Annotated in this window: 7 protein-coding genes and 4 pseudogenes; 6 read left to right on the top strand and 5 right to left on the bottom strand. The window is 71.2% G+C overall.

Features of this window, described 5'->3' with window-relative positions; genetic code table 11:
- Positions 1–105 precede the first annotated feature (105 nt).
- Together DRV84_RS14090 and DRV84_RS14085 are read right to left on the bottom strand one after the other, a co-directional pair.
- Positions 106–1218: pseudogene (locus DRV84_RS14090) on the bottom strand (IS110 family RNA-guided transposase).
- Positions 1219–1323: 105 nt separating this feature from the next.
- Positions 1324–1602, bottom strand: a pseudogene (locus DRV84_RS14085) (transposase); the annotation flags it as partial.
- Positions 1603–1867: 265 nt separating this feature from the next.
- Between DRV84_RS14085 and DRV84_RS14080 the strand changes: the two are divergent.
- From DRV84_RS14080 to DRV84_RS14065, 4 genes and pseudogenes are all read left to right on the top strand, one after another.
- The gene (locus DRV84_RS14080; protein WP_115981838.1) at positions 1868–2320 is read left to right on the top strand and encodes a methyltransferase family protein; all 453 of its coding nucleotides are present in this window, start codon (positions 1868–1870) and stop codon (positions 2318–2320) included.
- A 130-nt stretch (positions 2321–2450) separates the two neighbouring features.
- Positions 2451–4075: pseudogene (locus tag DRV84_RS14075) on the top strand (Re/Si-specific NAD(P)(+) transhydrogenase subunit alpha).
- 19 nt (positions 4076–4094) lie between these two features.
- Entirely contained in the window at positions 4095–5591 is a 1497-nt protein-coding gene (locus DRV84_RS14070; RefSeq protein WP_115981836.1) for an NAD(P)(+) transhydrogenase (Re/Si-specific) subunit beta, read from the top strand.
- 176 nt (positions 5592–5767) lie between these two features.
- On the top strand, positions 5768–7048 hold the full coding sequence (locus DRV84_RS14065) for a DUF3422 family protein (protein ID WP_115981834.1): 1281 nt from the start codon (positions 5768–5770) through the stop codon (positions 7046–7048).
- Here DRV84_RS14065 and DRV84_RS14060 read toward each other — a convergent pair.
- Positions 6984–8060 carry a YeeE/YedE family protein gene (locus DRV84_RS14060; RefSeq protein ID WP_115981832.1) on the bottom strand — a complete coding sequence of 359 codons (1077 nt, stop codon included), beginning with the start codon at positions 8058–8060 and terminating at the stop codon, positions 6984–6986. The two genes, DRV84_RS14065 and DRV84_RS14060, sit on opposite strands and share 65 nt — an antisense overlap.
- A gap of 275 nt (positions 8061–8335) precedes the next feature.
- On the opposite strand from DRV84_RS14060, the gene DRV84_RS14055 reads away from it, so the two are divergent.
- Positions 8336–9499 carry a M20 aminoacylase family protein gene (locus DRV84_RS14055; protein WP_115981830.1) on the top strand — a complete coding sequence of 388 codons (1164 nt, stop codon included), beginning with the start codon at positions 8336–8338 and terminating at the stop codon, positions 9497–9499.
- A gap of 95 nt (positions 9500–9594) precedes the next feature.
- Positions 9595–10395, top strand: a complete 801-nt coding sequence (locus tag DRV84_RS14050; RefSeq protein WP_115981828.1) for a glycosyl transferase — start codon at positions 9595–9597, stop codon at positions 10393–10395.
- A gap of 29 nt (positions 10396–10424) precedes the next feature.
- Here the strand turns inward: DRV84_RS14050 and DRV84_RS14045 are convergent, their stop codons facing one another.
- The gene (locus DRV84_RS14045; RefSeq protein WP_239995090.1) at positions 10425–11153 is read right to left on the bottom strand and encodes a sigma-70 family RNA polymerase sigma factor; all 729 of its coding nucleotides are present in this window, start codon (positions 11151–11153) and stop codon (positions 10425–10427) included.
- A gap of 3 nt (positions 11154–11156) precedes the next feature.
- Positions 11157–12113 (bottom strand): annotated as a pseudogene (locus DRV84_RS15665) (hypothetical protein); the annotation flags it as partial.

Raw genomic sequence — 12113 nt, 5'->3', positions numbered from 1 at the left:
GTCGAGGGGCATGGCGAACAGTGCCGTTTCGCCGTCCGTTCGCCATCACCTCACGTCGCGCCTCACCGTCTCGGTGCCGGCCGGGCGCGGCCGGCGTGTCCTATGTCAGGCCGGGGTGGCCCGGTAACTCTCGCCGGTCCTGATCAGCGCCCAGACAATCCGCGCCATGCGGTTGGCCAGCGCGACCGCGACGACCTTCACCGGCTTTTTCTCCAGCATGCGCCAGAGCCAGTCGTCGCCCGGTCGCCGGCCACGTCTTGCGCTGATCTGCGCCATGGCACCCAGATACAGGAGCCGTCGCAGGTACCTGTTGCCGGCCTTCGAGATCCGGCCCAATCGCTCCTTGCCCCCGCTCGAGTGGGGCTGCGGTGTGAGCCCGAGCCAAGCGGCGTAGTCACGCGCCGTGCGGAAGTTGTCGACCTCCGGCGTCGTCGCGGCGATCGCGCTCGCCGTGATGGCGCCGAGGCCCGGGAGTGAGCACCGGTCCGCGGAACGCGGCGAACCGTCCGGTGGACGGTTCGAGGTGTGAACGGGCGGAGCCCAGCCAGGCGCCGGGCGAGTGGGTCGCTCTTCTGGGCCACCTCGATCCGTGCCGTCACCGCGTCGATCTTCTCCTGCGTCTCGCGCAGCTGGTCAGACAGAAGGTCGATGGCCGGCCGCGCCGCGTCCGGGAGCTCGCTCGAAGCCTCGAGAAGCCGGTCGACGTTATGGATGCCCTTGGCCACGACGATGCCGAACTCCGAGAGGTGCGCCCGGATCGTGTTCACCAGCTGTGTGCGCTGGCGGACGAGAAAATCCCGCGTCTTGTGGTCCAGAAGCGCCGCTTGGCGCTCCGCCGACTTCACCGGCACGAACCGCATCGTGGGCCGGGTCACCGCCTCGCAGATCGCCTCGGCATCGTTCGACGGGCTTACGCGGCCGCATCTGCGGCCACGGTCCCGTCTCACCATCCGTCTTCCCGCGCTTTACATACGGCTTCACGTAGGAGGGCGGCATGATGCGAACGTCGTGCCCGAGCGCCTGCAACTCGCGTGCCCAGAAGTGAGCTCCGGCGCAGGCTTCCATCCCGACGAGGCACGGCTCGAGCTCCGCGAAGAGTGTCAGAACATGCGCCCGCCGAAGCTTGCGCTTCACCACAATGGCCCCGCCCGCGTCGACGCCGTGGACCTGAAAAACGGACTTGGCAAGGTCGATGCCGATGGTGGTAGGCTGTTGCATGGATGGCTCCCCTCGATGGTGGCTTGGACAGCACCCCAATATGGCACATTGCGATGCCGGGAGCGGGGGACCATCCCCCCCATCAGGGGCGGGGCATGGCTCATTGTCGATCATGATCGTGTCGCCGTGCGCCCCCGGCCGGGCCAACTCCGCGAGAATCCGTGCGAACACGCCCATGCGCGACCAGCGGACGAACCGGTTGTAGAGCGTCTTGGGCGGACCGTAGATGGAAGGCGCGTCCTTCCACTGTAACCCGTTCTTCTGAATGTAGATTAACCCGCTCAGAACCCGCCGTTCATCGACCCGCGGCTTGCCGCGAGACTTCGGGAAGAACGGCCGCAGCCGCTCATTCTGCTCCTCGGTCAACCAGAAGTGCTCGCTCATCATGCCCCCGCTGTTTGGGAGTGTGAATCAAGCCACCTCCGTTGCCTCAAGCAAGTCTATGGGTTCTGACCTTAGGCCGTCGCGCGGAGGGCGTCCAGCCGCCGAGAGGCGCGACGAAACGGCCCCTTTCCGAATCGTCCGCCACGCCCGAAACAGGTCGGATGATGCGCGATGCGACGACAGGCGGAGATTTTTCGTACGAAAAATCTCCTCTCCCCGGGCGCCGGGGCGGCGAATTTTCGTACGAAAATTCGCGGGGGGCGCGATGCTGAGGTGGGTGGACCTGCCGCCGGTGTGGCTGGCCGGGGCGCTCGCGCTCGCCTGGGTGCAGGCGCGGCACTGGCCCCTCGGGCTGAGCTTCGGCGGCGGCTGGGCCGATCTCGCCGGCGGGCTCCTCGTGGGCGGGGGGCTCGTGCTCGTCGCGCTCGCGGCGGCCGAGTTCCGGCGCGCGCGCACCACGATCGTGCCGCACAGGCAGGCCTCGGCGCTGGTGACGGGCGGCATCTACAGCCGCACCCGGAACCCGATCTACCTCGCCGATCTGATGATCCTCGCGGGGCTCGTGCTCTACTGGGACGCGGTGCTCTCGCTCGTGCTGGTGCCGCTCCTGCTCTGGGTGCTGGAGCGGCGCTTCGTGATCCCGGAGGAAAACCGCCTGCGCCGCACCTTCCGGGCCGATTTCGCGCGCTACGCCCACAAGGTCCGGCGATGGATATAGTAAAAATGCGACGCGCGGTCGGCCACGGGCGACCGCGCGGCTTGTGAAGCCGCGGCCCTGACGCTAGGGATCGCACGTTGAAACGCCAGCCCCGGCACCCGGGGCCCGACACCACGGGGGGACGACACCGGTGAAGATCGGAACGCCGAAGGAAGTGATGGAGGGCGAGGCGCGCGTCGCGATGACGCCGCAGAGCGCGCGCGACCTCGCGAAGCTCGGGCACGAGTGCCTGATCGAGGCGGGCGCCGGCGCGAAGGCCGGCTTCACCGACGCCGCCTACGAGGAGGCGGGCGTCACGGTGGTGCCCGACGCCGAGGCGCTCTGGAAGGAGGCCGAGGTGGTCGCCAAGGTGCGCCCGCCCACCGACGACGAGGTGGCGCGCACGCGCGAGGGGCAGCTGCTGATCTCCTTCTTCTGGCCCGCCCAGAACGAGGATCACATGAAAGCGCTCGCCGAGAAGGGCAGCTCCGTCGTCGCGATGGACATGGTGCCCCGCATCTCGCGCGCGCAGAAGATGGACGCGCTCTCGTCCATGGCCAACATCGCGGGCTACCGCGCGGTGATCGAGGCGGGCAACAACTTCGGCCGCTTCTTCACCGGACAGGTCACCGCGGCGGGCAAGGTGCCGCCCGCGAAGGTGCTCGTCGTGGGCGCGGGGGTCGCCGGCCTCGCCGCGATCGGCACCTCGACGTCGCTCGGCGCGATCACCTACGCCTTCGACGTGCGTCCCGAGGTGGCTGAACAGGTCGAGTCGATGGGCGCGGAGTTCGTCTATCTCGACTTCGAGGGCGAGCAGCAGGACGGCTCCGGCTCGGGCGGCTACGCCAAGCCCTCCAGCCCTGAGTTCCGCGAGGCGCAGCTCGCCAAGTTCCGCGAGCTCGCGCCGGAGGTGGACATCGTCATCACCACGGCGCTCATCCCCAACCAGGAGGCGCCGGAGCTCTGGACCGAGGACATGGTCGAGGCCATGAAGCCGGGCTCGGTGATCGTGGACCTCGCCGCGGAGCGGGGCGGCAACTGCAAGATGACCGTCGCCGACGACAAGATCGTCACCGACAACGGCGTCACCATCGTGGGCTACACGGATTTCCCCTCCCGCATGGCGACGCAGAGCTCCTCGCTCTATTCGACGAACGTGCGCCACCTGCTGACCGATCTGACCCCCGAGAAGGACGGGCAGATCGTCCACGACATGGAGGACGACGTGATCCGCGGCGCCACCGTGGCGCACGCNNNCACGACATGGAGGACGACGTGATCCGCGGCGCCACCGTGGCGCACGCCGGAGAGGTCACCTTCCCGCCGCCGCCGCCCAAGGTGCAGGCGATCGCGGCGCAGGCGCCCAAGGAGAAGCCGAAGGAGCTCACGCCCGAGGAGAAGCGCCAGCAGGAAATCGAGGCCTTCCGCAAGCAGACGCGCAACCAGGTCACCATGCTCGGCGCGGGCGTGGCGCTGATGGCGCTGCTCGGCCTCGTCGCGCCGGCCTCCTTCATGCAGCACTTCATCGTCTTCGTGCTCGCCTGCTTCGTCGGCTTCCAGGTGATCTGGAACGTCAACCACGCGCTGCACACGCCGCTCATGGCGGTGACCAACGCGATCTCGGGCATTATCGTGCTCGGCGCGGTGCTGCAGATCGGGTCGGGCAACTGGCTGGTGGTCGTGCTGGCCGCGATCTCGGTGCTGATCGCCACCATCAACATCGTGGGGGGCTTCCTGGTCACGCGCCGGATGCTCGCCATGTTCCAGAAATCCTGAGCGGGGGACAGGCAGGACAATGGTCGGAGAACAGTTCGTCACCGCCGCGGCCATCGCCGCGAGCGTCCTCTTCATTCTCTCGCTCGGCGGGCTCTCGAACCAGGAGAACGCCAAGCGCGCGGTCTGGTACGGCATCGCGGGCATGGCGCTCGCGGTGGTCTTCACCGCGATCGGGCCGGGGATCGGCGCCTACTGGCTGATGATCCCGATGATGATCGTGGGCGCCGTGGCCGGCGCCTACGTCGCGGCCAAGGTCGAGATGACCGAGATGCCGCAGCTCGTCGCCGCGCTGCACTCCTTCGTGGGTCTCGCCGCGGTCTTCGTCGGCATCAACGCCGAGATGGCGCGGCTCCGCGTGGCCGACGCCTTCGCCGAGGCCGGCGCGCCCTTCCCCAACCCCGAGGGCGTGACGCCGCCCGCCGCGCTGGTCGAGGGCTTTTCCGCCTTCGCGGCCAAGGTCGCCTCCAAGACCGGGCCGGAGGTCGTCTTCCTGCAGATCGAGGTGGTGCTCGGCGTCTTCATCGGCGCGGTGACCTTCACCGGCTCGATCATCGCCTTCGGCAAGCTCGCCGGAAAGGTGGACGGCAAGCCGAAGCAGCTGCCCGGCGGGCACATGCTGAACGCGGCGGCGGCGGCGCTCTCGCTCCTGCTCGCCATCGTCTACCTCAGCACGGACAGCGGCACCGTCTCGATGCTGTCGCTGCTCGCGATCGCGGCGCTGGCGTTCTTCATCGGCTACCACCTCATCATGGGGATCGGCGGCGCCGACATGCCGGTGGTCGTCTCGATGCTGAACAGCTACTCGGGCTGGGCCGCGGCGGCGATCGGCTTCACGCTGTCCAACGACCTGCTGATCGTCACCGGCGCGCTGGTGGGCTCCTCGGGCGCGATCCTGAGCTACATCATGTGCCAGGCGATGAACCGGAAGTTCATCAACGTGATCCTCGGCGGCTTCGGCGGCGCGCAGGGCCCCGCGGCCGACATCGAGGGCGAGCAGATCGCCATCGACGCCGAGGGCGTGGCTGCCGCGCTGGAGGAAGCCGACAGCGTCGTGATCGTGCCGGGCTACGGCATGGCGGTGGCGCAGGCGCAGAACGCGGTCAGCGAGCTGACGAAGAAGCTCCGGGCCAAGGGCAAGGAGGTGCGCTTCGCCATCCACCCCGTCGCGGGCCGGCTTCCGGGCCACATGAACGTGCTTCTGGCCGAGGCGAAGGTGCCCTACGACATCGTGCTGGAGATGGAGGAGATCAACGACGACCTCCCCGAGACCGACGTCGTGATCGTCATCGGCTCCAACGACATCGTGAACCCGGCGGCGCAGGACGACCCCAACAGCCCCATCGCCGGAATGCCGGTGCTCGAGGTCTGGAAGGCGAAGAACGTCTTCGTCTCCAAGCGCGGTCAGGGCGCGGGCTACTCCGGCATCGAGAATCCGCTCTTCTTCAAGGAGAACACGCGGATGTTCTACGGCGACGCCAAGGAGAGCCTCGGCAAGCTCCTGTCGCTCATCGAGTGAGCGGGGGCGCAGCCCGAACGCACGACAGGGCGCCGCGGATCGCGGCGCCCTTCTCGTATCCGGACCGGCCGATGCACCCTCGGCATACCGCCGCACACCGTTAACCGCATGAGGTCCAAGGATTTTTCTTTACATCTCTGCGGTGCAGCATTATTTCCCGGTATTCGGAGACCGACATGCCGCCCATCACCGACCATCCGCTTCGCTACGAGCTCGCCAACGAGCTGCACGCGCGTCCCTTCCCGGCGCTGACCGCCTCGGGCCGCGCGGTCTTTCTCGCCATCAAGCGCCCCGAGGAAGCGGCGAGCCGGGACCGGCAGGCGGATCTCGACCATCTCGCGCAGCTTCTGCACCGCCACGGCGCCGATCAGCCGCAGCCGGGCGCGACGCACTGGTTCTGCCAGATCGGCAAGCACCAGCTGAAATGGGAAAGCCACACCGAGTTCGTCACCTACACCGTCTTTCTCGACGGCCCGGGTGCGAAGCCCTTCGACCCGGACGATTTCGACGTCTTTCCCGAGGACTGGCTCGCCGCCGCGCCGGGGCAGCGGATCACCTCCGCGCTCATCCGGATCGAGCCGCGTCCCTCGGACGCCGAGATCGAGGCGCGCATCGCCGACTGGTTCGTCTCGGAAAGCGTCGCGGCGAGCTGCGTGCAGGACGACGGCGCGGTGGTGATCGGCGACTACCGCATCGACCCGGCCGGGCACATGCGCTTCGCCGTCTTCCCGCGCGACGACATCGGGCGCCGCCGCATCGGCCGCATCGTCCAGCGCCTCGCCGAGATCGAGACCTACAAGACCATGTCGATGCTCGGCTTCCAGCGGGTGCGCGCGCTCTCGCCGCGCATGGCGGAGATCGACAAGGAACTCTCCGAGCTCATGTCCGGCATGACCGACCGCGCCGCGCCGGCCGAGGAGACGCTGCAGGCGCTCCTCACCGTCTCGGCCGAGCTCGAGACGCTGCAGGCGCAGGCGAGCTTCCGCTTCGGCGCCACCGCCGCCTACGAGGCGATCGTGCACGAGCGTATCGAGGTCATGCGCGAGGAGCGCTTCGGCGGGCGCCAGACCTTCAACGAATTCATGATGCGCCGCTTCGATCCGGCCATGCGCACCGTAAAATCCACGCAGACCCGGCTGCAGGCGATGGCCGACCGGGCGATGCGCGCGGGCGACCTGCTGCGCACGCGGGTGGACGTGGCGCGCAGCGCCCAGAACCAGGCGCTGCTCGAGAGCATGGACCGCCGCGCGGACCTGCAGCTGCAGCTTCAGAAGACGGTCGAGGGCTTCTCGGTCGTCGCGATCAGCTACTACGCCGTCTCGCTGCTGAGCTACCTGCTCTATCCGGTGGCCGAGCCCCTCGAGGTGACCAAGGGCGTGGTCACCGCCGCGGTCACTCTGCCGGTCGTGGCGCTGGTGTTCGTCCTCGTGCGCCGGATTCGCGGGAAGATCGACTGAGCGCGCGGTCCGTCGCCACGCCGGCGGCGACCATCGCCGCGAGCGCCAGAAGCGCGCCGACCGACAGCGTCGCCGTCCCCGAAAGCCCCGCGCCCACGGTGCAGCCCCCCGCGAGCGTGCCGCCGGGCCCCATGAGCACCGCGCCGGACAGGTAGCGCCCGGTCTGCCCGGGGCTCTCGAAGCTCTGCCAGCGGAGCCGCCCCGCCGTGCCCGCCGAGGCGAAGGCGCCCAGCACCGCACCGCCGACGAGCCCCGCCCCGAAGCTGAGCGGGATCGAGGTCGCCGCGCCCACCCAGAAGAGCGCCTCGGCGGCGGAGGAGGTGAAGGCGAGCGACTGCATCGCCACCGGGTCGAAGTCGTCCTGCAGCACGAGCCCCGTGCCGACCCAGCCGAGCGGCACCAGCAGGCCGAGCGCCGCCGCGCCCGCGAGCTTGCCCCGCCCCGCGCCCGAGCGCGCCGCCACCGCCAACGCCGCCCCCGCGCCGAGCGCCGTCCAGAGAAGCGCGCCGCCGGGCCAACCGCCGAGCGAGGCGGCCGCGCCGAGCGGCAGCGTCGCCTCGCCCAGCCAGAGCCGCAGCGGCGCCAGAACGCCGCGGATCGTCGCGAGCGCGGTCAGCGCGAAGACGAGGATCACCAGCGCCGCGCGCAGGTTGCCCGTGCCCGAGAGCACGACGAGGCGCGAGATGCAGCCGCGCGTCAGCACCATGCCCGCGCCGAATAGCGCGCCCCCGACCGCGATCGCCGCCACGGGCAGATCGCCCGCATGGAAGCGGTGATCGCCGAAACCGATCCAGCCCGCCGCGACCGCCGCCTGCGTGCCGACGAGCGCCGCCGCGACCCCCGCGAGCCAGACGCCCGCCGCCGTCCGGCGCTCCGGCCCCGCGACGACGGAGCGGCGCAGGCAGAAGCCCGTGCGCTCGGCCAGAAGCCCGAAGGCGAGGCCCAGAAGCGCGCCGAATGCCACGGCGGCCTGCGGCGCGGTGAGCGCCGTGATCCCGAGCGCCTGATACATGATCGTGCCTCCCCGTGCTGAAGCCCGCGTGACATGCGCCACCGCTCGCGCGGGATCAAGCGCGCGCCGCCGCAGCGCGGCGCGGCGCGCGGGAAAACCGGCCCACCCCGCGCCGCGGCGGCGAAACGGGCATCCCGCCGCCCGCCCGCGCGGCCGACCGCGCGCCCTGCCCCGCGGCGCGCGGGCGGACGCGGCGTCTTTTTCGGCCGGCGCCGCGGATGTGACACCGCCGCGCGGGCGCGCTATGTCCACGCCGACCGCGAAGGAGAGCACCGATGCCCGTCAAGAACCGATTCGCCGAGCTGCACGAGGAAATCACCGCCTGGCGCCGGGATTTCCACCAGCACCCGGAGATCCTTTTCGAGACCTACCGCACCGCCGAGATCGTCGCGGAGAAGCTCCGCGCCTTCGGCTGCGACCAGGTCGTGGAGGGCATCGGGCGCACGGGCGTCGTGGGCGTCATCAAGGGCAAGGCCGACACCGCGGGCCGCGTGATCGGCCTGCGCGCGGACATGGACGCGCTGCCCATCCACGAGCAGACCGGCGCGCCGCATGCCTCGAAGACGCCGGGCGCCATGCACGCCTGCGGCCACGACGGGCATACCGCGATGCTCCTCGGCGCGGCGAAATATCTCGCAGAGACGCGCAACTTCGACGGCACCTGCGTCGTGATCTTCCAGCCCGCCGAGGAAGGCGGCGGCGGCGGCAAGGAGATGTGCGACGACCACCTGATGGAGCGCTGGGGCATCGAGGAGGTCTACGGCATGCACAACTGGCCCGGCCGCCCGGTGGGCAGCTTCGCCATCCGTTCGGGCCCCTTCTTCGCGGCGACCGACCAGTTCGACATCGAGTTCGAGGGCGTGGGCGGCCACGCGGCCAAGCCGCACGACACGGTGGACACGACTGTGATGGCCGCGCACGCCGTCACCGCGCTGCAGACCATCGCGAGCCGCAACGCCGACCCGATCGACCAGATCGTCGTCTCGGTCACCAGCTTCCGCACCTCCTCGGAGGCCTTCAACGTGATCCCGCAGGGCGTGCACCTGCGCGGCACGGTGCGCACGCTCTCCACCGAAATGCGCGACCTGGCCGAGGCGCGCATCCGCGCCGTCTGCGAGGGCGTCGCGGCGACCTTCGGCGGCCGCGTCGAGGTGCATTATCACCGCGGCTATCCGGTGATGGCGAACCACGACGCGCAGACCGACTTCGCCGCCGAGGTGGCGCGCGCCGTCTCGGGCGATTGCGACGAGGCGCCGCTCGTCATGGGCGGCGAGGATTTCGCCTACATGCTCGAGGCGCGCCCGGGCGCCTACATCCTCGTCGGCAACGGCGACACGGCGATGGTCCACCACCCGGAATACGACTTCGACGACGCGGTGATCCCCGCCGGCTGTTCCTGGCTCGCCGAGGTGGTGGAGCGGCGCATGGCCGCCTCCTGAGGGCGCTCATCGGCCCTGACGGGCCTCTTCGCGGGCGGCTGGCCAATCCCGCCGCCCTCGGCTAGGCAGCGCGCAGAGCCAGCCGGAGTCCGCGCGTGCCGCCCGTCACCGTCGCCTGCATCAAGTGGGGCACCGCCTTCGGCCCCGAATACGTCAACCGCCTCTATTCCGGGGTGCGGCGGAACCTGCCCCACGAGGTGCGCTTCGTCTGCATGACCGAGCACGCCGACGGGCTGCACCCGGAGGTGGAGGTCGTCCCCCTGCCCCGCGAACCGTTCCAGGCGGAGATGGACCGCGCGCTCGCCGTGGCGAACCGGCAGGGCGCGATGCGCAAGGTCTCGCTCTTCCGGCCCGGCGCGATCCCCGGCGCGGAGGGGCCGATCCTCGGCTTCGACCTCGACGTGGTGATCACCGGCGACTTGGAGCCGATCCGGACGCATGCGCCGGGCAAGGTGGTGATGCGCCACGACTGGACCGAGGCGCGCAAGGGCCGGCCGACGGGGCACGGCTCGGTCTTCCGGTTCGACCCCGCGCGGCACGGCTATCTCTACGACGACCTCGCGGCGGCGCCTTATGCCGAGGTCGAGCGCGCGCGCGGCTCGGAGCAGCGCTACACCTCGCACAAGGCGATGGCTCAGGGCGATTTCGCCTATATTCCGGGCGATTGGGTGGTGAGCTTCAAGTACGATTGCCTCGGCTTGCCGCCCGTCAACTGGCTGCGCCCGCCGCGCCTGCCGGCCGGGGCGCGCGTCGTCTGCTTCCACGGGCGACCGAAGATGCCCGAGGCGGTCGAGGGCTACCGCGGCTCGCTGATCCGCCGCTCGCGCCCCTGCCCGTGGCTGCGCGAGCACTGGATCGACCGGGCGCGCGCGGATCTCGGCCGCGACTGGGCCTGAGCGCGGGGCGACGACGGCCGCGCCCCGGATCAGAGCGCGTCCTCCGCGGCCATCAGCGCCCGGACCCGCTCCAGCGCGGCCTTCTTGAGCTGCGAGACCCGCCCCGTGGTGACGCCGAGGATCTCGGCCACCTCGTAGCCGTTCAGCTCCTCCACATAGTAGAGTTGCAGCACCAGCGCCTCCCGGTCGGGCAGCCGCCCGATCGCCCTGAAGAGGATGGCGCGCCGTTCGGCGGCGTAGGTCTGATCCTCGGGCGTGGGATCGTGGCCCTCGAACAGGAGCGAGTGGTCGGAATAGACCTCGTCGAGGGAGGACGTCTGCCCGGCCTGCAACCGCGCGCGCCACGCCGCGAGATCCTGCGGGCTCATCTCCAGCTCCGCCGCGAGATCCTCGGTCTCCGGCGCGCGCTGAAGCCGCTGGCTCAGGCGCGTCTCGGCGTCGCGGATCCGGCTCTGCATGGAGATCGTGGCGCGGCAGAGGTTGGAATTGCGCCGCAGCACGTCGACGATCGCGCCCCGCACCCGGATCGCGGCGTAGGAGGCGAAGGGCACGCCCTCCTGTTCCGTGTAGCGCCGGCTGGCGTCCACGAGGCCGTAATACCCTGCCTGGAGCAGGTCCTCGACCTCGACGAAGCGCCCGGCCCGGCCGAAGTAATGCCAGGCGAGGCGCCGCACCATGTCCATGTTCTCCTCGATGCGGCGGTCGGCGGCGGCCTCCTGCGTGTCGCGGTAGGTCTTGAGCCCGAGCATATGCGCCATCCTTCAAGCCGGCTGTTCGAGGGTCTGGGCGGCGGCGCGCCGGCGCCGGACGAACGCCGGGAGACGCCAGCGCTTGCGGCGGGGCTCCCGCGTCGGAGCGGGCGCCGGGGCGTGGCGCTCTTGCGCGGGGGCGTCCCCGGCGCGCGCCGCCGCGTCGGCCCCCGCGCCGCGGCGGCTCTCCGGCATCGGTGCGCTGTCGGCTGCGGGGGCCCCGGCGCGGGAGCCCGCGGGCGGTGCGGCGCCGGCGCGCCGGTCCACCGGCCCCTCGTGATCCCCGGCGGCGCGACGGGAGACGAAAACCGGCGTCACGCCGTCGGCCGCGACCTCCGGCGCGGTATCGCCCAGCCAGCGCCGCGCCCAGCCGTCGAGGCAGGCGCGATCCACCGCGCGCAGGTCCGGCCCCGCCGCGAGCGGCAGGCCCCGCGCGGCCAGCGCGGCGAGCTCCTCGGGCCATGGCGCCTCTTCCGCGGCACCGGTCAGCACGACGGCCGGCGCGGTCGCCCCCCAGCGATCGACCCGCGCGGCCAGCGTGCGGGGGTGCTGTCCGACCGGCAGCGCGAGGAGCGGTTGCGCGTCGAGCGCCGCCGCGACGCGCCGGATGTCCTCGACCGGGCAGGCGGCCGCGGCCGCGACGATGCAGGCGCCCGCGGGCGGCTCGGCCGTCAGATCGGCGGCGGCGCGGTGGCTGCGCACGTCGAGACCGCGCGCCGCGCCGGCGAGGCGCAGCGCCGTGGCGTCGGCGTCCTCGTATCCCAAAAGACACACGCGCACGCCGCCGGGGCGCGTGGCCCGCGGCAGGGCGAGGCGGGTCGCCAGCCGCGCCTTGCCCGCGCCGCGCGGCCCGCAGAGGACGAGCCGGTCGAGCTCCAGCGCGGCATGCGCCTCCGGCCCGGCGAGCGCGTCGGCGATCCCGGCGAGGAGCCCGCCGCCCGCCTCGGCGCCCGCGCGCAGCGCCGCGCG

The sequence above is a fragment of the Rhodosalinus sediminis genome, from assembly GCF_003385555.1.
In the GTDB taxonomy this organism is placed as follows: Bacteria; Pseudomonadota; Alphaproteobacteria; order Rhodobacterales; family Rhodobacteraceae; genus Rhodosalinus; species Rhodosalinus sediminis.
Note: the sequence above shows the minus strand (reverse complement) of the source record. Positions and strands in the feature narration are given on the sequence as shown.